This window comes from Flavobacterium soyae (genome assembly GCF_045348165.1).
GTDB classification, from domain to species: Bacteria; Bacteroidota; Bacteroidia; order Flavobacteriales; family Flavobacteriaceae; genus Flavobacterium; species Flavobacterium soyae.
This window is the reverse complement of record NZ_CP150845.1, coordinates 3869431-3890102: the sequence shown is the minus strand read 5'-3', so window position 1 is coordinate 3890102 and position 20672 is coordinate 3869431. Positions and strand designations below refer to the sequence as shown.

The following is a 20672-nucleotide window of genomic DNA, read 5'->3' as shown; positions in this document are numbered from 1 at the left end:
ACACAGCGATTATTTTGAATTCTTTAAAATTTTATTTTATTGCTCGAAAGCAACTTCGTCATCATTAGGTTTACTTCTAAAAAACAAAAATTGCATAATCAATGATAGAGCAATTGTCAAAATTGCACCAATAAAATTAAGCCATAAATAGCCTAATTTTTCCTGGCTGTAAATCATATAATAATAGATTATGAAAATGGTAATCTGACTAATAATGGCACTGATAAACATTGGTTTTGCCTGAACTCTTTTAAGATAAAATCCAACCAGGAATATTCCTAAAACAGTTCCGTAGAATATTGAGCCAATAATATTTACAAGCTGAATTAAGTTTTCAAATAAAGTTCCTACGCAGGCAAAAAGTATCGCTATAACTCCCCAGAATAAAGTGAAAAATTTAGTTGCATGAAGATAATGTTTCTCTGATTTTTCGGTTTTGAGATTTCGTTTGTAAATATCAATCGCAGTTGTCGAGGCCAAAGCATTTAATCCTGAAGCTGTTGATGACATTGCGGCCGAAAGGATAACTGCCAGCAATAAACCAATTAAACCTTTTGGTAAATAATGCAGGATAAAGTGGAAAAATACATAATCTTTATCGTTGGTTTCGCTGTTTTTGTCGGCTCTTGAAATGATTTCTTTGGCACGATCGCGTAAATCTTTTTCCTTATTCGATAAATTAACTAATTCTTTGCGCAGAATAGGATTATCATAATCTTGATTTAACTGATCAATATACAATAAATTGATTACTTTTTTATCTTCGGATAATTTGCTCAGCTTTTTTTCAAGAGTATGATATTCTTCTTTATAAGCTGATTTTTCAATTACAATTTTATTATTCGGATTAAAATTTAAAGGAACAGGATTGAACTGAAAAAACACAAAGACCATAACTCCGGTTAACAGAATAAAGAATTGCATTGGCACTTTTAAAAGCCCGTTCATAATTAATCCCATTTGACTTTCTGCAACAGATTTCCCGGATAAATATCTTCCAACTTGAGATTGATCTGTGCCAAAATAGGCGAGGGCCAAGAAGAATCCGCCTGTAATTCCACTCCAAATAGTATATTTTTCTTCAGGATCAAAAGAAAAGTCAACAATATTCATTTTATCATTAGCACCAGCAATATGCAGCGCACTGGTAAAAGTCATATCGTTTGGTAAATAATGCAAAATCAGGAAAAATGTAATGAACATTCCCGACATAATTACAAACATCTGCTGTTTCTGTGTAACGTTTACAGCCTTTGTTCCTCCGGAAAAAGTGTAAATAATTACCAAAACTCCAATTATGATATTCATAATCGTTAAGTTCCATCCTAAAAGTGCCGATAGAATAATAGCCGGAGCATAAATAGTAAGTCCGGTACCTAAACCTCTTTGAACCAGAAATAGAATAGCAGCAAGAGAACGTGTTTTTACATCAAATCGTTTTTCAAGAAATTCATAAGCGGTAAAAACTTTATTTTTATGATAAAGCGGAATAAATGTTAAACAAATAACAACCATTGCAATTGGCAGTCCAAAATAGAACTGCACAAAACCCATTCCGTCATGATAAGCTTGTCCGGGCGTAGACAAAAATGTAATTGCGCTGGCCTGAGTCGCCATGACTGAAAGTCCAACGGTATACCAAGGTGTTTCGTTATTTCCTAAAATAAAATCTTCAACGTTTTTACTTCCTTTGGTTTTCCAGGAACCATAACCAACAATGAATAAAAGTGTTACAATAAGTACGATCCAGTCAAATAGCTGCATAGGTTATGAGTATAATTGCATGATTAAGAAAAAAATCACAATATAAATTAGGTTAGCAACTAAAACATAGGTGTAACTTTTTTTCCATTTTTTTGTTTTTTTTACTTCCATATTTTAAAATTATTGCTTTAAATCCTGTTTAGGAGCTTCAATAGGCTGTTTTAACGAAATAATATTCGACAGTAATCTGTAAGCACCCGCAACACCCTCCGGCAGCTCTCTAAAAAAGCTTAGACCAGTGTAAATGTAGTATCCTTTTCCGTATGGTGCTACTAATAAAGCACCATTTTTAGCCGATTCTCCTTTATCATGCGAGGAAATAATAGGAGTGAAGGCAGGGTCGTATTCGTCTGGGTAATATAATCCCTGCTCTTGTGTCCAGCCTTCAAAATCTTTTGAAGTGATTTTATTTGGTGTATTTAAAACAGGATGATTTGGTGCTAAAAATGTGATTTTCGCATTTTCTTCGGTTACACGATCATTTGATAATTTTAACGGGTATGGTGCAATTTTATCGGTTACTAATTTACCGTATGTGTTGTACTGCACAATCATATTTTTTCCGCTTTTTACAAAATTAAATAAGATGTTTTGTTTGTTAGCCAAAGCATTTACGGTATTATAAGCGCGAATTCCTGTAATAACCGTGCCGAAAGAATCCAGTTTCTCCGGAGTAATTTCTTCGGGTTTTAAAACAGAAACTTTGTATCCCATTTGTGTTAAACTTTCCGGAACTTCGTCGCCGGCGCCCATAATGTAAGCAATTGCATCGCCAGAAGTTTTCAGGTCAATTCTAATGCATTTTGACTCAGCCGGTTTTAAAACCATTTGTTTTGTAATATGGTTGAAATCAATAATGGTCAGATCTCTGTCAAAACGTTTGTTGTCGACAATTGCAATACTTTTTGCTGTAACTTCTTCAGGGTTTACAGGTGGTGTAACTTCAAAATAAAAAATTTGTTCTGTTCCTTTTTTATCTAAAGTAAATGCAATTTGTTTTGGAGAAACATTCCAGCTTTTTGATAATTCTAACTGCAGGTTTCCTTTTACATCATCTTTTCCGGCACGAACTTTTACCGGAACCATTTTACTTTTGGTATCTCTAAAAATCAAGACTTTTTCTAAGATAGAAGTAGTAACTTCAGGAACTATATCCAGAAAATTATACATTTCGCCTTTTACACCGTCATTGTATTTGTAAACAACAGTACGCTCAAACGGAATTTCTACATTATTGATTTTTATATTAAATACAACTTTTACTTCTCTAATAATATCCGGAACACCTATATTTTGCTGGTTTGAAACGGTATACATTCCAACCGTTGCTTTTTCTTTTAACCAATACGGCTGTGTGTATTCAATATTATCTGGAAGTTGTATCTGAAGATTGATTTTTTGATCGTTATTATCTTTTAAAATACTGTTTTGAGGAGTTGATTTATTATCAGGCAATGTTGTAACGCTTGTCAATTGCATTTCTACTGCGCATCTGTTAATGGCTTCCAGGTTTAAATTAATTTTACTTCCCGGAGTTGCTTCCTGCTCACTGGCAACTGCTTCAAGATATAGACCTGAGCATGATGCAATGATATTTTTTATAGCTGTCGATTTTAAATTTTTCCAATGTGTATCGTCTAAAGCCTGAATCATAGTGTAGGCTTTCACTAAATCTGGAATACTTGCTGATGGATTACTGAAATTGTATTTGTCAATAATCGAAGTAACTAAATCTCCAACAGGTTTTCCGTTTTTAACACGGTTCCAGCTTGTATCAATTCCGTCAAATAAATTGTCGCGGTCTTTTGGAGTATCTCCATTAATAAGTTCAAGATATTCTGTTTCTAAACCACGAACTCCAGTACTTCCAAAACCTTGTGACTGGTGGCGGCTTCGGCTTAAAGCAGCGATTTCCTGGTTAGATTTTCCAATTCCGGTATAATATACACCAGTTTCCAACTTGGTAAACTTAGACTTATTTGCGGCATCAAATTTTTCCTGACTTCCGTAAAACCACCATGATGGATTAAAAAACTGACGTTTTACCTGCCAGGGCGCAGCATATTTTAATTGTTCGGGATAAATTTTCGGATCGTTTGTTAGTTTAAAACTTTGTACACTTAACATAGCAGATGATGTATGATGCCCGTGAGTAGTTCCCGGCGAACGATGATCGAAACGGTTAATAATGATATCCGGCTGAAAATTTCTAATGGTCCACACAACATCGGCAAGGACTTTATCTTTGTCCCAAATTTCTAAGGTTTCGTTTGGGTTTTTAGAAAAACCAAAATCATTTGCTCTTGAGAAAAATTGTTCTCCGCCGTCTATTTTTCTGGCTTCAATTAATTCCTGAGTTCTAATTACACCAAGTAATTCGCGCAATTGAGGACCAATTAAATTTTGACCGCCGTCGCCGCGGGTTAATGATAAATAACCGGTTCTTGCATTCATTTCATTTGCCAAATACGAAATCATTCGGGTATTTTCGTCATCAGGATGTGCAGCAACGTACAATACAGAACCTAAAAAGTTTAGCTTTTTAATTTGATTGTAAATTTCGACTGCGTTTGGTTTTTGCGGCTGTTGTGCAAATAAGATTTGAAAACTTATAAAAAATAAAAGAAGTATTTGAACTTGTATTTTTCGCATGGTGTAGTTAAATGGTTTTGAAACAGCTTCAAAAATACTAATTAAATTATGAAACAGTATTTAAATGAAATGTTAATGGTTCTTTTAAAAGCTCATTTTATAAAATATTTAATAAAAAAAGAGCGTATTAAAACTTAATACGCTCTCATGTTTGATTTGTTATCTTCTTCCGTGACCGTGACCGTTATCATCGTCGTCATCGTCATATCTGTCATGTTTGTTATGATGCTTACCGTGGTGTTTGTCATAATGCTTGTAATCTCTGTCATCATAACGACGCTCGTTGTAACCATAAACCGCTCTCGGTCTGTAAGGTCTTTGTGGAGCACCGTGGTATCCTTTATAATATTTTACTCTATGACGATCGAAGTAAGTATAAGGGGTTCTTCCATGATAATCTGTTAAAACTACTTTGTAACCTCCGTATAAATCATAATTTCTGTATTGTCTTGGTAAGTAAGTGGTTCTAACCCATCTTCCTCCTCCAAAATAAATAAATTGAGATGCACGTACGTCATAATAAGCTTCAATATCTGGAAGATAGTAATATTCCATTTCAGCATATCCGGCTGGTCCCCAAGCTGGAGGTGTCCCTATATTAACGTTAACTGATACCTGAGCTTGTGTGGCATTTGCAACCAAAAGAAATAATCCGGCGATTGCTATTTTAATTGTTTTCATTTTTTCTAAAGTTTAATGTTAATCTTTGTTTAAAGATTTTCATATATCGTGCCAAAAATAAAACGCAATTGTATTTCATCGAATAAATTATACTTTTTAACGATTGAATTTTTGTTAAATATTTTATAAATCATTGATTTTTAAAGAGTTTTATTAATTTAAAAAAAACTAAAAAAAAATCTAATTTTTTTAAATTATCTATAATCAACAACTCGGGGTTTTGCAAATTCAAAACTTTGTAAACCATAATCTGTTGTTTCAAACGTATTGGTTTTAAATACGTTATCGCCCTGAAAAGGAACACTTGGATAATATGACAGTGACAGTTGAAAATTACTAAAAACCAAATAGTCATTACTTATTAATAAGCCTAAAGTAATTTTTGAGTAAGGTTTGCTGTCGAACATTGCATTTTTTGGACTGCCTAAAAATGCAATGGTATAATTAAAAAACGGATTTAAACGAAATCCCCAAAGCGCATAAGGAGAATAAGTTTGTGTCTGTAAGGATAAAACGGTTTTACTGGTTCCGTATAATGCTGTGTTAAATCCCGCCAGCCCATTTCGCTCATTTATATTCAGTTCGTCTCCAATTATTTCTTCCCGATTTGCACCAATAACTACTCTCGGATTTACGAATTGTCTTAATTTCCAGGTTCCAAGATTAAAAAGTTTTGTAAAATAATTTGATTCAAACAAATAAGCGGTCTGGTAGGTTTTTGATTGATGAAAATAGGTTCCGGCTTCAAAATTCATACTTAAAAAACCTAGTTTGTAATAATTTCCAAAAGAAAACTGTGCACCCGCATAAGGTCTCCAAATAGTATTTTTATATTGATATCCAAATGTGATTCCGTAAACACGCCCAATCGGAACGTCTTCAGTCTGACCATTTCTAAAAATATAATTGTCTTTTATAAATTTACGCGTGTTTAATCCAACTCCTGTTAAAAGCAGTTTTTCATCAGAATAAAAATTAGTCGGATCATGCAGTAAATCAGGAGATTCGCTGTAATTAACATTTAAAAAACGAGCAGATGTAATTAAATTTGTAATGGCTTCATTGTCGTCTTCATAGACTTTTGTGGCTTTACCAAACCATAAATCCTGAAAATTATTTTTAAAAGTCTGAGATGCGTAACTCATATCCGGGGCCTGCAAAGTATCTTTTCTAAAATTCTGCCCAACAAAAATGCCGCCAGCCCATTGGGTTAAAGGCGAATAGAAATCTCTTTCAATATCAATACTTTTAGTATAATTATTGTCTAAATCCATGTTGTAATGCAGTGTAGTACCTATATAAGTGTTTTTTATATTCGGAACAGTGTATATAACATCATTAGCATTTGCGCCGTCATCAAATCGATTGGTAAAACGATATTCCAGCTGTTGTCCTGTGCCAAAAAAATCTTTTTCTTTAAGTCCGGCAGAAACTTTGCTGCTTGATATTGCAAACCTCGGAATTGTGCTCCATGAGTCTAAAACCCTAATTGTAACATCTACAGAGTCTGAGGCCTTGCCGGCCAATTGATTTGAAATCCTAACTGCAGTAACATATCTTTGAGCACGAATTAAACGCTCAGATTCCTGAACTTTATAAGTATCATAAGGGGTGTTTCTTTTAAATAAAAGAAGATTAAAAATCGCTATTTTTTTTGTTTTAAGATGAAGCTTGTTTCCTGTTCTTTCTCCCCAGTTTCGCGGCATTGCGGTTGTATCTGTAAGCGAATGCCCAAAAGGGTCAAGCGTTACAATGTTTATTTTCCGAATGATTTTTCCATCAAAGTTTAGAGTATCAATTGGCTCAATAATTTCTCCTTTTTTATTTTTTTTTGATCTAAAAAGTAGTTTATGCAGTATTTGAGTAAACTTATTTTTATTAGAATAGTTTTTTATTTTGGTGTACATCTCTGTACTGTCTTTTTTTGGCTTATTGTCCTTTTTTGAATTATCTACCTGTGCATTAATGCTTTGAAAACAAAAGCAAAGAAAAATAAAAACAATTATTATTTTATTTAGTGACATTCAGATACTTTTAAGCTTATTTTGAAGTAGATTATTAAATTTAAGCGAAATAATACGAAGATTTTTAAAATTGTGAGATTATTTTAATTCTTCGAATTCTCCAGAAAATCTTTCAGTATATAGATTCATCATTAGATATCTATCTGTGTCTGGGAAAATTAAATTTTGTGCTTAACAAGGTAAAACGGAAAGAAATAAAACGGCAGTTTTAAAGATTGAATTATTTTTGGAGAATTTATAATTGATTGAACAAATATTATAACGCATTGGCTTTTTAGTTATACTTTATAAAATCTCCATTCAAAAAAAATTAATCAAAAAATTCTTTTTCTTCGTACTGTGCCGGCATGATCGAAATTCCCTTTTGCAGCAGCAGATTATTAGGAAAAATAATTTTTTCACCTTCTTTTGTTCTCAAACTAATATGAAAGGTATTTATGTCTTCTATTTCAGCTTCTATAGGGAAATCTTTATCGTGAATTTTTATTGTATCGCCAATTCTGAAAGGAAATGAAAAAAACAAAATCATGCCCGAAGTAATATTGCTCAAAATCGACCATTGCGCAAACATGGCAACGCCAATAACGGTTGTAATTGATGAAACGGTTATAAAGATATCTTCTGTATTAACTCCCCAAATCACAATTAAACTTAGAGCTACCAAAATATTCATTAAAATATGAATGTATTTAATAACCAAATTAGTACGATGTTCTAATAAGTGACTTGTAGACGCAAAACGTCGGATTAATTTGGCAACAATCATTCTTAAAGCAATTAAAGCAATAAGAAGAATTAAGGTTGCTAATATTTCCTGTGTATATTCTTTAAAAGAAAACATAAATAAAATTTTACACTAAAGTACTCAAATATTCGTAAACTTTAGCTGTAGGAAGTCCCATAACATTGGTATAAGAACCTTCTACTTTTGTAACTGCCATAAAACCAAACCATTCCTGAATACCATAAGCACCGGCTTTATCATAAGGTTTATAATTTTCTATATAATATAAAATAGCTTCATCAGATAAATCTTTGAAAGTAACTTTTGTAATATCATGCAAAAGGGTAGAAGCTGCATTGGTTTGAAAACAAACAGATGTAATAACTTCATGCGTTGTATTCGACATTGATTTGATCATTTCAAAAGCATCTTCGGCATTTTTTGGTTTCCCTAAAGCTTTATTCTGATGCCATACAATTGTGTCGCTTGTAACTAATATTTCATTTTCATTTAATTCACCTTCAAATGCATCTGCTTTTAATTTTGCCAGAAAATCAGTTATTTCTACAGCTTTTAATTCAGGAGGATAAATTTCTTCAACATCTTTTAAGCGAATTTCTACATCAAGATCTAAATCCTTAAAAAACTGCTGTCTGCGCGGCGACCCCGATGCCAGGATAATTTTATATTTTTTAAGTTTTTCTTTAAGCATGGTTTTGAAGGTATTGGTGATTTAAGCTGATTATCAGGATTGATAAAATTCCGAAGAATAAAATCAATTTTAAAACGGTGCTTAAATGGTGAAAATCATTTTTTGTTTTGGCGCTGAATATCTTTACGATAAAATACAATAAAGGTGCTAAAACAAAAGCAAACGTATAAAACGTTACTATTAAAAGATTATTTTCAAAGAAGTATTTATTAATGTAAAGCAGACATAAAATAAACGGAATTATAGCAAATCCCAATGCAATTTTCGAAGCCCGGCCTTTTCCAATAGCAATTGGTAAAGTATTCATTCCTTGATTGTAATCTCCGTCCATATCTTCAATATCTTTAACTATTTCACGCACAAAATTTATCATAAATGCAAAAAGGGCATAATCTGTCAAAATAGAAAAAAAACTTGCCATTTGTGCTTTATTCTCTAAAGTTGTTGCCGGAAAAAGATCAAAAACACCAATTATCAATACGCTTACGGCAAGTAAAGCCGCCACTACAAAATTCCCTAAAATCATAATTGATTTTAATGTCGTGGCATAAAAATAAAGAAGTGAAGCAATCAGAATAAAAAGTGAGGCAAATGTCGGCCTTAAAATAATATTAGCCAGAACAAAACCAACAGCTACGCCGGCAACATTAAGTCCGATATAAATATTAAATGCTGCCGTTTCTGAAACTCCTTTACCAATTACAACATCCTGAGGTTTATTAATAGTATCTGTTGCAACGTCATAAATATTATTAATGACATAACCCGCTGCAGCCAGTAAAACAGTGCTTAAAACTAAAAGTCCGTATTGCCAGTCTGCTAAAGCCAGAGGAATATCCTGCTGTTTTAAAAAAGCATAACGAAATAAAACCTGCATAAAAGCAAGCATGAGTAGATTTTTATATCGAATTAGTTTTAGGTATTTCATTTTTTTTGAAGTTGCTAAGGTTCTAAGATGTTGAGATTCTAAGTTTTTTTTAAAGCTTCTGAGTTGCTAAGGTTCTAAGATTTTTCTTTTAAAATTTTAAAGATTTAGAAAACAATCTAAAATCTAAAATCAGAAATCTAAAATTACCTAATCGTGCTGCCCATTAAAATGTTCCATCCACTTTCCTTGTACTTTCATTACTTGCTCGATAACGTCGCGTGCAGCCCCTTTTCCGCCTTTTACGTGTGAAATATAACGGCAGATATTTTTAATTTCTGGGCTTGCGTCCTGCGGACAGGCGGGTAAACCTACTAATTTCATTACATGATAATCCGGAATATCGTCGCCCATATACAAAACCTGTTCAGGTTTAATATTATAAAGATCTGTGTATTCTTTGAATGTTTCCACTTTATTTGGAGTTCCTAAATGAATATCGGTGATTCCTAAATTACGAAGTCTTACGCGAACTCCTTCATTACTTCCACCAGAAATAATACAGACATGGTAACCGCTTTCTACAGCCGCTTTCATGGCATAACCGTCACGAATATTCATCGTACGAAGAATTTCTCCTTCTGTGGTTACAAAAACTGAACTGTCTGTAAGTACGCCGTCAACATCAAAAATAAATGTTGTAATGTCGTTCATCATTTCCTTATAACTTTTTGCCATTATGCTGTATTGATTGTGTTAGTATTTTATAAATATTTTTTTGATTTTCGTTTGTGATAAAACCCAAATGCGCATTTGTTGTGACAGAATCACGGCGTTTTGCCGGACCGGTCTGAGCGTCAATTGGATCTAAAGTTTTTATTTTTTCGGCAGTTTCCTGAATTAAAGGCTTTAAAACTTTAAAAGGAACCTGATGTTCTTCACAGATTTCCTGCCCAATTTGGTACAAATGATTCGTAAAATTATTGACAAAAACGGCCGCAACGTGTAAAGCCTTTCTTTGTTCAGAACTTATGGAGAAAACAGCATTTGAAATACTTTTTGCTGCAGTTTCCAGAATTTTATAATCATTCTGATTTTTAGTTTCTAAGCAAATCGGAATTATCGAAAAATCGACTGTTTTATTTTTAGAAAATGTCTGTAACGGGTAAAAAACACCTTTCTTGTTTTTTGAATCTAAAACATCAATTGAAGTAGTTCCTGAAGTATGAACAACTAATCGGTCTTTAAACGGCAGCTGACTTGAAACTTCAGAAATTGCGTTATCAGAAACTGAAATTATATATAAATCGGCGTTTTTTAAAGCTGTAAATTCAGTTACAATTTTTTCTGAATCCAGAAGATGACTCAATGCTTCCTTTTTTCTCGAAAAAGCCTGCACAATTTCAACAAGAGGACTTGCAGAAAAAGCTTTTATTAAATGCTGTGCGACATTTCCGGAACCAATAATCGTTATTCGAATCATAAACGCAAAATTAACATTATTTTTTCTAAAGAAAATATGGTAAGGGGAAAGTTTGGCCACAGATGACACAGATTAAACAGATTTTTATTCTTCTTTGTCTTAAAAAATCCATAGTTGCTTAATTATAAAGGTTTAAGAATCAACTTAAATAATCCGTTTAATCTGTGTCATCTGCGGCCCATTATTCAATCCCTTATATTTGGTTTTTATTAACAAATAACATCCGCCTCAAATCAACATTTTTAAGTATTTTTGTGCCACTTTTATACAATGTAATTCCTTAAAAATGGATAAAAAAATATTCTCTTTTTTGTTTTCTACACGATTAATGGCCGTTCTTTTTTTAACATTCGCAATAGCAATGGGTGTTGGAACTTTTATCGAAAGTAAATATAATACCGATACAGCCAGAATTTTAATATATAATACCTGGTGGTTTGAAGCTATAATGTTCATTTTTATGATTAATTTCTTTGGAAATATCAAGCGTTATCAATTATTGAAAAAAGAAAAATGGGCTACTTTTTTACTTCATATAGCCTTTGTTTTTATCATTTTAGGAGCTTTTATTACACGTTATATCAGTTATGAGGGAATGATGCCAATTCGTGAAGGCGCATCAGAAAATCAGATTTATTCAGACAAAACGTTTTTAACTGTTTTTGCTGATGGCGAATATAAAGGTGAAATGAAACGAAGAGTTTTTGAAAAAAGCCTTTTACTTTCTCCTGTTACCAATAATGATTTCTCTATTTCAGGAAAATTTGACGAGACTCCGTTTGAAGTTTCATATTCAAAATATATAATGGGAGCAAAGGAAGTGGTAAAACCAGATCCTAACGGAACTTTATATCTTAAATTAGTTGAAGCGGGTGCAGGCGGTCGTGAAGAGCATTTTCTAAAAGAAGGAGAAGTTCAAAATATTCATAATGTTTTATTTGCTTTAAATAAACCTACAGAAGGCGCAATTAATATTAATACAACCGGCGAAAAATACACGATTCAGACTCCTTTTGAAGGTGAATTTATGCGAATGGCAGATCAGTTGAAAGGAAAAGTTACCAAAGATAACGTTCAGCCATTAATGATGCGTTCTTTATATAGTATCGGAGATATTAGAATTGTTTTTCCAGATCCTGCAATGAAAGGAAAAGTGGATTATGAATCGAGTAACGATTTCAAAGCAAAATCTCATACTGATGCCTTAGTTGTAAAAGTAAAAGCAGAAGGACAGGAAAAAGAAGTAATGGTGATGGGCTCTAAAGGAAGTGTTGGAGAACCAAAAACGGTAAAAATTGGTAAAATCGAGTATTCTATATTTTACGGAAGTAAAGCGTATGTTTTGCCTTTTAGAGTTAAACTGAATGACTTTATTGCAACGAAATATCCGGGAACAGAAAAAAGTTATTCTGCTTTTGAAAGTAAAGTTACTGTTCAGGATTCTACAGAAACTTTTGATGCCGATATTTATATGAACCATGTTTTAGATCATAAAGGATATCGTTTCTTTCAATCTTCATTTGATCCAGACGAAAAAGGAACCGTTTTATCTGTAAACCACGATTTTTGGGGAACTTCTATCACGTATTTAGGATATTTTATGCTGTTTTTTGGTTTAATGGCTATTATGTTTACAAAACATTCTCGTTTTGCTGACTTAAAACGTAAACTGGAAAATGTGAAAAAGAAAAAAGAAAAACTAATTACCATTTTAGTTTTAATGATTAGTTTGAGCGGTTTCGCACAGCAAAATCCTCATGTACATTCGCATGAGCATGGCCATAATCATACTGAAGATCCAAACGATCACGCTAATCACGTTACTGCTCCGCCAAGTCAAAAACAATTAGATTCGTTGTTGACGATTTATAAAGCTCCAGAGACACATGCTGCAAAATTTGGCCGTTTGATTATTCAGGATGCCGGCGGACGTATGAAGCCTATTAATACGTTTTCATCTGAATTACTTCGAAAAGTAAGTCACGCTGATACTTACAACGGAATGAACTCTGATCAGGTATTTTTGTCAATGACACAATACGCTCAGGTTTGGATTCAGATTCCGCTTATTTATATTAAATCAGGAAACGACAGTATTCGTAAGATTATTGGTGTTGATAAAGAGGCAAAATTTGCTCCGTTTGTTAACTTCTTTGATCAAAACGGAAATTATAAACTTTCTCCCTATTTAGATGCAGCATATAAAGCGGCAAATCCAAATCAGTTTGAGAAAGATTTTATCGAAACAGATAAAAAAGTAAATTTAATGGAATCTGCTTTAAGCGGAAGCATCCTGAAAATTTTCCCTGTTCCAAATGACCCAAATCACAAGTGGGTTTCGTATTTAGAACGCAACAATGATGGTTTTAAAGGAATGGATTCTACTTATGTAAACCAAATTCTTCCCTTATATTTCAGCGCCTTAAATAATGGTTCTATTTCTAAAAATTGGGATACAGCCGATCAATTGGTAGAAAGTATTAACGGTTTTCAAAAGAAATTTGGAGCTAAAGTACGCCCGAGTGAGCAAAAAATTGATGCCGAAATTGCTTATAACAAATACGACGTTTTTAAAGTACTGCCGTATTGGTACATTACAGCTTCTATTTTAATGTTGATTTTTACGATCGTAAATATCTTTTTTGAGAAGAAATGGCTTCGTATAACCGTAAATGGTTTCCATATCATTATTGGGCTTTTATTTGCGCTTCATACATTAGGATTAATTGCACGCTGGTATATTTCGGGGCACGCACCTTGGAGTAACGCTTATGAATCGATTGTTTATGTGGCCTGGGCAACAATGTTTTTTGGTTTGGCATTCGACAGAAAATCTAAACTTACCGTTGCTTCATCTGCTTTTGTAACGGCAATGATTTTAATGGCGGCTTACATGAACTGGATCGATCCTGAAATTGCAAATTTACAGCCGGTTCTTAATTCATATTGGTTAATGATTCACGTTGCAGTAATTGTAGCAAGTTACGGGCCTTTTGCTTTAGGAATGATTTTAGGTTTTGTAGCCTTGGTTTTGATTTTCTTTACCAATGAAAAGAATAAAGCTAAAATGAGCCTGAACGTAAAAGAGATTACATATATCAACGAAATGGCATTAACAATTGGTTTAATTATGCTTACCATTGGTAACTTCCTTGGAGGACAATGGGCAAACGAAAGCTGGGGACGTTACTGGGGATGGGACCCTAAAGAAACCTGGGCTTTAATCTCTATTATGATTTATGCTTTTGTAATTCACGCTCGTTTTGTTCCGGCTTTACGTGGAAAATGGTTCTTTAACGTAATGAGTATGTTTGGGTTTATCTCTATTTTATTTACGTATTATGGAGTAAATTTCCACTTAGTTGGTCTGCATTCTTACGCAAGCGGCGAAGCTCATTCATTAAACTGGATTTATTACAGTATGGGAACAATTGCTGCAATTGCCGCGATAACATATCCGAGTTATAAAAAGTTCTATAAAACTAAAAAGTAGTTTTTTTGATATGAAGAAAGAGGCTGTCTCAAAATGTTGAGACAGCCTCTTTCTTCATAATTATTTAATTAATCCCCTTTTGATATCCGATTTATCATTCCATAGGAATGTTTCGCAGGTAGAAAAAAATAAAAATAAGCCACATTTACGTTCCATAGGAACGTTTGACAGATCAGATTATTAAAAAAAATGTCAAAAATCAAACGTTCCTACGGAACGTAAACCATTATAACAATATAATTTTTCTACCAATGAAATGTTCCTGTGGAACAAAGAAATATGTAAAATAAAAAGAGGCTGCTCCGACTTTGAGACAGCTTCTTTTAATTTAGAAATAGTTCGTTTTAAAATTTGGTTATCATTAAAACTACTACAATAACGATTAGATAGAAAATAGTCAAAAATATAAGATGACTTAGAATCGACAGCAGTAATGCTTTGAGCTTGGAGATTTTATTGAAAAATTGAATATTAGTCCAGAAAATCAAAAGGACATCAATTATATATAAAATTTTAACAAACAAAGTAATTTTAGGTGTTCCGTTAAAGTATAGTAAAAACGGAAACGTAATAATATGGGCAAATAACCGCTGTGAAGCCTTAAAAGTATTGAGAACGAAAAACTCAACAAAATTGTAACCTTGTTTTTTAAAACAAATATAAGTTCCAATCGAATAAATAGGAATTGTGGCTATTGTAATCCATGAAAAATGTGTTGATGTCCATTCATTAAATTCAGAATAATTTATTCCCTCAACATCACCGCTGTAAGGATATAGGTTGATATGAAAATAATGATACATTAAACCGTATAACGTTGCTAAAACAGCAACAAGCGAAAGGGGCTTAAAATGTCTGGCACGCTTACCTTCAATAAATTCACGGATAGAATGTCCCGGCCTGCTAAATAATTGCTTTAAGGAATACAAAATTCCCTTATCAAAATGCAGTAAACCATGCTGAATATCATGCCACAAAAAATGTGCATTTATTTTATGCGTTTCGGCACTTTGACCACAATTATTACAGTAATGGCCTCTATAAACCTGTTGGCAGTTTTTGCAAGTTATTTCCATATCTATAAAGCTATTTAGAATTTAACTTAAGCCCGTTTGGATACATTATTGCTAATAGAACACAAATCAATAAAAAATTGTATTCTACACCATTTCTTCCGCCGCCCACAACAAACCAGCCTTCCTGAAAATGAACCAAAATAATTCCCATAATCAGGATAAAAATCGTTACAAATCCTGCCGGTTTTACATATTTGTTAAACAGTAAAAGCAGGGCAGCAATAATATGTGATAGTTTAATTGACCAGGCAAGGAAAACACCAAAAGGAGCAAAGCCAATCTGGTTTAAATACAAATTTCCAAAATCATTAATCCCATTATTAAACATTCCGAAAACAGAATGTGTCAGCAGAATTACTGCAGTAGCAATTCTTAAAAGTAAAGTTCCGTTCATAACTTAGAATAGTTTTGTTTTTGATGAAATAAAAAAACGCATATTAAAAGTAATTAATATACGCTTTAAATTTATAAATATTTTAGGTTTTAAACTTTTCCTAAAGTATATAACTGCTCCATTGTAGGAGTTGGACTTCCTCCGGCCGGCTCTAAAGTAATTCCAAATGCTTCTGCCGAATCTGTCTGGTTTACAGCAAATATTTTTTGTGTATTTCCTTCAAAATTATTCAGTAAACCAATGCTTGTAGGCGTTAATACCGGACTTAATTTTAAAGACCAAACCTGATAAACCTTTCCTTTTGGAGGCTTTGGCAAACCTGCAGCATCAATATAAGTCGTTTTTGTCTGCTGGTTCCAGTATACTTTTGCAAAAGATGTTGGAGAAACAGCCTGACCGCCAAGAGTTACACCAGTGTTTTTAATATCTCTAACAATGCTTAAACTTTTTTCAGTTTGTTTATTCTGCTGATCTAAAAAAGCATAATTTCTTTCTATTTTATTTTTCTCATTTCCAACAGTAGAGATTGCTTCTTTTGATTTAGTTAATTCTAAAGTTTGGTATCCAAAACCTAACAGTAATAAAACAGCCGCAGCCCAGCCCACATATTGTGTCCAGTTTGATGCAGGTTTTAAATCGACAGCTTTACCATGTTTAAGTTCTAAACGAGCTTTGATTTTTTCAAAATTTTCAACAGAGTGGAAAGGAGCGAAGCTTGACGACAGAGCAACAATAGCTCTTTCTATCGCAATTATTTCGTCGTCTATTTTCTTGTTGTTTTTTGCCAGTTCGGCTATTTCCAGATTCTCCTTTTCGGTTAATAAGCCGTAAACATAAAGTTCTAGAATTCCTGATTCAATATATTCTTGTGCTTCCATTATATTTTTAAATAATTTCTTAAATCGTTAATACAGTTTCTGTTTTAAGTTTTGATAGTTCCCAGCGGCAGCGCCAATTCTTCTGAAGCTTCTTGCTGGGTATATCCTTTGAAGAATAATAAATCAATAATTTCTATACATTTTGGTTTCAGTTTCTTTACGAACTCCTGAATTCCAATTGTATCAATTCGATTAATTAACTTACTACTGTCATCTAACAGATTTACGAAATTATCCGAGGAAAGGTTTTTTTGGTTGTTATTAAAATTTTTAGATCTCAGTACGTCAATCGAGGTGTTTCTTGCAATATTGAGGATCCAGGTGTAAAATCGGCCTTTGCTTTCGTTATAAGAATCGATGTTTTTCCAGATTTTAACAAAAACTTCCTGCAAAACATCTTCGGCTTCTTCACGATTTTTGATTAGAACATTAATGACTGAAAATAAACTTTTAGAGTACATATCGTACAAATGGGTAAAAGCTCTTTCGTCTTTTTTGTAAATTAAAACTAACAGTTCTTCTTGATTCATAGATTTGGATTTAAACTTAAACAAAAAAATATAGAACATTATTTTATAACCTGAGATAAAGATAATTCATTTTTTTTATGAAAAACAATGTTTTTTTAACAGTCTAAACCTTAAGAAAACAGAGCTTTTAGATGAAATTTAGAAAAAAAGTGCAATTTTTTTTACTTTTTTTAAATCTAAAAGTAAGCCTTTTACGTATATAACAGAAAAGTTGAAAATGGCTGTTGAAAGATTCAGAAATTAATAAAATTGAATTTTTAAAGTTAAAAATTATGAGAAGCATTGAAAAATTTAAAATCTTAATTATCGGTTTAACGACTGTTTTATCGCTAATAAATTTTAGCACCAAAGATTTTAAAAATGAAATCGATCAAAATGTATTAAGCAAAAATATTAAATAGTTGATGTCCTCGGACTTCCAGTCGAAAATCAATAAAATAATAGTAATCACACATGTTAAACGAACAGATTTTTTTCCATTATAAATGCCATTGATAATTGAATTAATGCTATTAAAATTAAATAATTTTCATTATAACCGGGGCATCAGCTATAATTTTAAATATATAAGAAACAAATAATTAATTCATGGTTTGATTTGTTTGTATGGGGGGAGGCCCGGCGTCTGATTAACGCCGGGCTTCATTTATAATTTAACTTATAATTAATAAAAATAAAAGCAGTAAAAATATTCAGCGACACGGATTTTAATTAATTTTATAAAAAAATATACAATGAAAAAAATACTATTTATAGCCTGTAGTGCCTTATTTTTATTAAGCACACAGACTCATGCTCAAACAAACACAAATAAATTATCTAAATCAGATAAAACTATGGCAAAAGAAACCATTTATCAGTTTAAAGTTGAAGATTTATCAGGTGATACTTTTGATTTTGCGTCTTTAAAAGGCAAAAAAATCCTAATCGTAAACACGGCATCAAAATGCGGATTAACTCCTCAATACAAAGATCTTGAAGCTGTTTACAAACAATACAAAGACAAAGGTTTTGTAATTGTTGGTTTTCCGGCAAATAATTTTGCTTCGCAGGAACCCGGTACAAATAAAGAAATCGAAACTTTCTGCCAGCAAAATTACGGTGTAACTTTTCCTATGATGAATAAAGTTTCTGTAAAAGGCGACGATATGTGTGAGGTTTATAAATTCTTAACTCAAAAATCGAAAAATGGATTGAAGGATTCTGAAGTAGAGTGGAATTTTCAAAAATACTTAATCGACGAAAAAGGAGAATTAGTAAAAGTGATTAAACCAAAAACTTTAGTTACTGATCCAGAAGTAATCAATTGGATTAAAAGTTAGTTAGAACTATCCAGACAAAAAAATCCGCAAATTTGAATTTATCAAATTTGTGGATTTTTTTTAGGTTCAAAGGGACAAAGGTGCAAAGGGACAGAGGTTTTGCTCGAAATGACAAAAAAGCGAAAAGAAAAAAAATCCTTATAAATCCGCGCCTTCGCGATAGCGAACCCGTAAAATCCGCGTGCCATTTACGTCAATATAAGCTGCATAAAAACCAAATCAAGCCAATGATCAAACTTATACCCAACTTCGCGGATTGTTCCTGATACCACAAATCCAAACTTTTCATGAAAAGCAATACTTCCCGCATTATCCGCATCGATAGCGCCAATCATAACGTGATAACCTTGTTCTTTAGCCAAACGAATTAATTCAGTTAATAATTTAGAGCCAATTCCTTTGCCAATAACATTATCAATTACATAAACAGAATGTTCGACTGTGTATTGATAACCAATTTTTTCACGAAACTGGCCATAACTTCCAAAACCAACAACTTCACCATCTAAATCAGCTACAACAACAGGAAGGTTTTTAGCTTTTTTATCTTCAAACCATTTTGTTTGAATTTCAAGAGTTTGAATATCATAACTATAATTTGCCGTTGTATGAAGGATAGAATGATTTACAATATCAAGAATTTTCTCTAAATCGTTTGTGGTTGCAGGTCTAAGAATAACGCTCATAGTTTTGTTGTTTTTTCCGCCACGAATTCACGAATTTTAATTGGAATAATTCGTGAATTCGTGGCTAATAATAATTTTTAAGTTTATTTAGAATTTAATTCAGTCAGTAAAGTATCAATATCTTTGGTATTCCAGCCCATTTCTTTACCAATTGCTTTGGCATCTTTAGCATATTTCAATGCCTGTTTTTTGTCTTTTATTTTATTGTAAAGCCGGGCAATGAGTAAATTTCCATCGTAAGAATCCGTTAATTCTAAAGAATGTTTTACCCAAAAAATTGATTTTTTTAAACTTTCGGTATCATTAATATATTTCAAATAAGTCTGTCCAATGTCTTTTAAGAAACCTGCATCATTCCAAACCAATTTTTCAGTATCTTCCAAAGTTACTTTTTTGTAGAAATCCCACTTTTCAGTACGTTCAGCCAGCGTCAGATCAAATTTAAAAACAAGAGAATCCGTTTTCTGCAGTCTAATTGATTTTGCGACTTCTCTTTGTTTATAATAATTTATAGTATCCAGATTATCAACAAGCGGACGAAGTAATTCGTTTACAATACTCTCTACTTTACGGTCCACACGATTTTGCGAAGCTACTGCTGCAAATTCTTTTTGATGTTTTAAAACATATTGAAATTCTCTCGAATTAATATCAGTAACGCCATTTGCAATTACACGCCAATTGGTTTCACTTATTAATTGAGAATCTGATTGTGTTTGAAGATAAATATGGGTTGGAATCGATAATTCAGTTCTGTCTTTCCCTTTTTTCAACGTATTCAAATAAGTAAAAAACTTGGTTGAATTACTCGGATCAGCCAGAAACTCTTTTTCTAAATAAGGAAGCTGTAATTTCGGGTTTAAAGCATAATTAGCTTCGGCCAGAAATTCTTCTTTTTTCATTTCGCCTTTTAAAGCATATAAAAGGGTTTCATCAGCATCTAAAAATAAAAATGCAGGAAGAGAAGTCGTTTTAAATTTATTTTTAAGTGCAGTTCCTTCTTCTTTCTCGATGTTTTTCCAAACGCAGATATAATTTTTATTCAAAAAATCCATCACATTTGTATCGCTGAAAACCTCTTTTTTCATTTGGCTGCAATGCGGGCACCAATCTGCATACAGCATTACAAAAACCGGCTTGCCTTGTGTTCTGGCATTTTCGAGAGCTGTTTTGTATGTTATTCCGTCAACAGCAAACTGATTTTGAGATTTTACGGTTTGCAGCGAAACGAAAAGAAAAAGTAAATATAAAAAACGCATAAAAGGTTAATTTTAATAAAAAAAAACTGTTATACAAATATATTCCCTTTTTATAAAAACAGTATTAATATCTTCCTAATATATAAGTTAAATCAAGCACGAAGTTTGTAACTTTGTATTCCAAAAAGA

17 protein-coding genes are annotated in these 20672 nt (G+C 32.5%); 2 read left to right on the top strand and 15 right to left on the bottom strand.

What is annotated here, in order from left to right; translation table 11 throughout:
* Positions 1-36 precede the first annotated feature (36 nt).
* The 9 genes from AABD74_RS16695 to AABD74_RS16655 form a co-directional block, all read right to left on the bottom strand.
* Positions 37-1764 (bottom strand): sodium:solute symporter, encoded by a 1728-nt coding sequence (locus AABD74_RS16695; RefSeq protein WP_406843626.1) that lies wholly within the window; start codon positions 1762-1764, stop codon positions 37-39.
* A 120-nt stretch (positions 1765-1884) separates the two neighbouring features.
* A complete protein-coding gene (locus tag AABD74_RS16690) occupies positions 1885-4416 on the bottom strand; it encodes a PIG-L family deacetylase (RefSeq protein WP_406843625.1) in 2532 nt (843 codons plus the stop codon).
* Between the two features lie 159 nt (positions 4417-4575).
* Positions 4576-5097, bottom strand: a complete 522-nt coding sequence (locus AABD74_RS16685; RefSeq protein WP_232677919.1) for a hypothetical protein — start codon at positions 5095-5097, stop codon at positions 4576-4578.
* Between the two features lie 194 nt (positions 5098-5291).
* Entirely contained in the window at positions 5292-7121 is a 1830-nt protein-coding gene (locus tag AABD74_RS16680; protein WP_406843624.1) for a hypothetical protein, read from the bottom strand.
* A 310-nt stretch (positions 7122-7431) separates the two neighbouring features.
* Positions 7432-7962, bottom strand: a complete 531-nt coding sequence (locus AABD74_RS16675; protein ID WP_232677925.1) for a mechanosensitive ion channel domain-containing protein — start codon at positions 7960-7962, stop codon at positions 7432-7434.
* 10 nt (positions 7963-7972) lie between these two features.
* Positions 7973-8557, bottom strand: coding sequence for a Maf-like protein (locus AABD74_RS16670; protein ID WP_232677928.1), 585 nt, complete (start codon positions 8555-8557; stop codon positions 7973-7975).
* Positions 8550-9485, bottom strand: coding sequence for a geranylgeranylglycerol-phosphate geranylgeranyltransferase (locus AABD74_RS16665; protein WP_232677929.1), 936 nt, complete (start codon positions 9483-9485; stop codon positions 8550-8552). The genes AABD74_RS16670 and AABD74_RS16665 overlap by 8 nt, the downstream gene beginning before the upstream one ends.
* A 147-nt stretch (positions 9486-9632) precedes the next feature.
* Complete coding sequence (locus AABD74_RS16660; protein ID WP_232677930.1) at positions 9633-10160, bottom strand: HAD family hydrolase; 528 nt, start codon at positions 10158-10160, stop codon at positions 9633-9635.
* Complete coding sequence (locus AABD74_RS16655) at positions 10144-10905, bottom strand: Rossmann-like and DUF2520 domain-containing protein (RefSeq protein ID WP_406843623.1); 762 nt, start codon at positions 10903-10905, stop codon at positions 10144-10146. The genes AABD74_RS16660 and AABD74_RS16655 overlap by 17 nt, the downstream gene beginning before the upstream one ends.
* Positions 10906-11191: 286 nt before the next feature.
* On the opposite strand from AABD74_RS16655, the gene ccsA reads away from it, so the two are divergent.
* Positions 11192-14398 (top strand): cytochrome c biogenesis protein CcsA, encoded by a 3207-nt coding sequence (ccsA, locus tag AABD74_RS16650; protein WP_232677939.1) that lies wholly within the window; start codon positions 11192-11194, stop codon positions 14396-14398.
* A gap of 344 nt (positions 14399-14742) precedes the next feature.
* Here ccsA and AABD74_RS16645 read toward each other — a convergent pair whose 3' ends face one another.
* The 4 genes from AABD74_RS16645 to AABD74_RS16630 form a co-directional block, all read right to left on the bottom strand.
* Positions 14743-15474 carry a DUF3667 domain-containing protein gene (locus tag AABD74_RS16645; RefSeq protein ID WP_406843622.1) on the bottom strand — a complete coding sequence of 244 codons (732 nt, stop codon included), beginning with the start codon at positions 15472-15474 and terminating at the stop codon, positions 14743-14745.
* 10 nt (positions 15475-15484) lie between these two features.
* A complete protein-coding gene (locus tag AABD74_RS16640) occupies positions 15485-15868 on the bottom strand; it encodes a DoxX family protein (RefSeq protein WP_406843621.1) in 384 nt (127 codons plus the stop codon).
* Positions 15869-15957: 89 nt separating this feature from the next.
* Entirely contained in the window at positions 15958-16746 is a 789-nt protein-coding gene (locus tag AABD74_RS16635) for an anti-sigma factor domain-containing protein (protein ID WP_232677947.1), read from the bottom strand.
* 44 nt (positions 16747-16790) lie between these two features.
* The gene (locus AABD74_RS16630; RefSeq protein ID WP_406843620.1) at positions 16791-17276 is read right to left on the bottom strand and encodes an RNA polymerase sigma factor; all 486 of its coding nucleotides are present in this window, start codon (positions 17274-17276) and stop codon (positions 16791-16793) included.
* Between the two features lie 734 nt (positions 17277-18010).
* Between AABD74_RS16630 and AABD74_RS16625 the strand changes: the two genes are divergently transcribed.
* Complete coding sequence (locus tag AABD74_RS16625) at positions 18011-18598, top strand: glutathione peroxidase (protein WP_406843619.1); 588 nt, start codon at positions 18011-18013, stop codon at positions 18596-18598.
* Positions 18599-18786: 188 nt separating this feature from the next.
* On the opposite strand, the gene AABD74_RS16620 is transcribed toward AABD74_RS16625, so the two are convergent.
* Entirely contained in the window at positions 18787-19284 is a 498-nt protein-coding gene (locus AABD74_RS16620; RefSeq protein WP_406843618.1) for an N-acetyltransferase family protein, read from the bottom strand.
* Positions 19285-19367: 83 nt separating this feature from the next.
* Positions 19368-20543 carry a thioredoxin family protein gene (locus AABD74_RS16615; protein WP_406843617.1) on the bottom strand — a complete coding sequence of 392 codons (1176 nt, stop codon included), beginning with the start codon at positions 20541-20543 and terminating at the stop codon, positions 19368-19370.
* Positions 20544-20672 lie beyond the last annotated feature (129 nt).

What these genes read in the sequence shown, in the direction of transcription:
- AABD74_RS16680 (WP_406843624.1), bottom strand. Translation starts at nt 7,121, where the DNA reads ATGTCACTAAATAAAATAATAATTGTTTTTATTTTTCTTTGCTTTTGT.
- AABD74_RS16645 (WP_406843622.1), bottom strand. Translation starts at nt 15,474, where the DNA reads ATGGAAATAACTTGCAAAAACTGCCAACAGGTTTATAGAGGCCATTAC.
- AABD74_RS16660 (WP_232677930.1), bottom strand. Translation starts at nt 10,160, where the DNA reads ATGGCAAAAAGTTATAAGGAAATGATGAACGACATTACAACATTTATT.
- AABD74_RS16640 (WP_406843621.1), bottom strand. Translation starts at nt 15,868, where the DNA reads ATGAACGGAACTTTACTTTTAAGAATTGCTACTGCAGTAATTCTGCTG.
- AABD74_RS16625 (WP_406843619.1), top strand. Translation starts at nt 18,011, where the DNA reads ATGAAAAAAATACTATTTATAGCCTGTAGTGCCTTATTTTTATTAAGC.
- ccsA (WP_232677939.1), top strand. Translation starts at nt 11,192, where the DNA reads ATGGATAAAAAAATATTCTCTTTTTTGTTTTCTACACGATTAATGGCC.
- AABD74_RS16630 (WP_406843620.1), bottom strand. Translation starts at nt 17,276, where the DNA reads ATGAATCAAGAAGAACTGTTAGTTTTAATTTACAAAAAAGACGAAAGA.
- AABD74_RS16635 (WP_232677947.1), bottom strand. Translation starts at nt 16,746, where the DNA reads ATGGAAGCACAAGAATATATTGAATCAGGAATTCTAGAACTTTATGTT.
- AABD74_RS16695 (WP_406843626.1), bottom strand. Translation starts at nt 1,764, where the DNA reads ATGCAGCTATTTGACTGGATCGTACTTATTGTAACACTTTTATTCATT.
- AABD74_RS16675 (WP_232677925.1), bottom strand. Translation starts at nt 7,962, where the DNA reads ATGTTTTCTTTTAAAGAATATACACAGGAAATATTAGCAACCTTAATT.
- AABD74_RS16685 (WP_232677919.1), bottom strand. Translation starts at nt 5,097, where the DNA reads ATGAAAACAATTAAAATAGCAATCGCCGGATTATTTCTTTTGGTTGCA.
- AABD74_RS16655 (WP_406843623.1), bottom strand. Translation starts at nt 10,905, where the DNA reads ATGATTCGAATAACGATTATTGGTTCCGGAAATGTCGCACAGCATTTA.
- AABD74_RS16615 (WP_406843617.1), bottom strand. Translation starts at nt 20,543, where the DNA reads ATGCGTTTTTTATATTTACTTTTTCTTTTCGTTTCGCTGCAAACCGTA.
- AABD74_RS16670 (WP_232677928.1), bottom strand. Translation starts at nt 8,557, where the DNA reads ATGCTTAAAGAAAAACTTAAAAAATATAAAATTATCCTGGCATCGGGG.
- AABD74_RS16665 (WP_232677929.1), bottom strand. Translation starts at nt 9,485, where the DNA reads ATGAAATACCTAAAACTAATTCGATATAAAAATCTACTCATGCTTGCT.
- AABD74_RS16620 (WP_406843618.1), bottom strand. Translation starts at nt 19,284, where the DNA reads ATGAGCGTTATTCTTAGACCTGCAACCACAAACGATTTAGAGAAAATT.
- AABD74_RS16690 (WP_406843625.1), bottom strand. Translation starts at nt 4,416, where the DNA reads ATGCGAAAAATACAAGTTCAAATACTTCTTTTATTTTTTATAAGTTTT.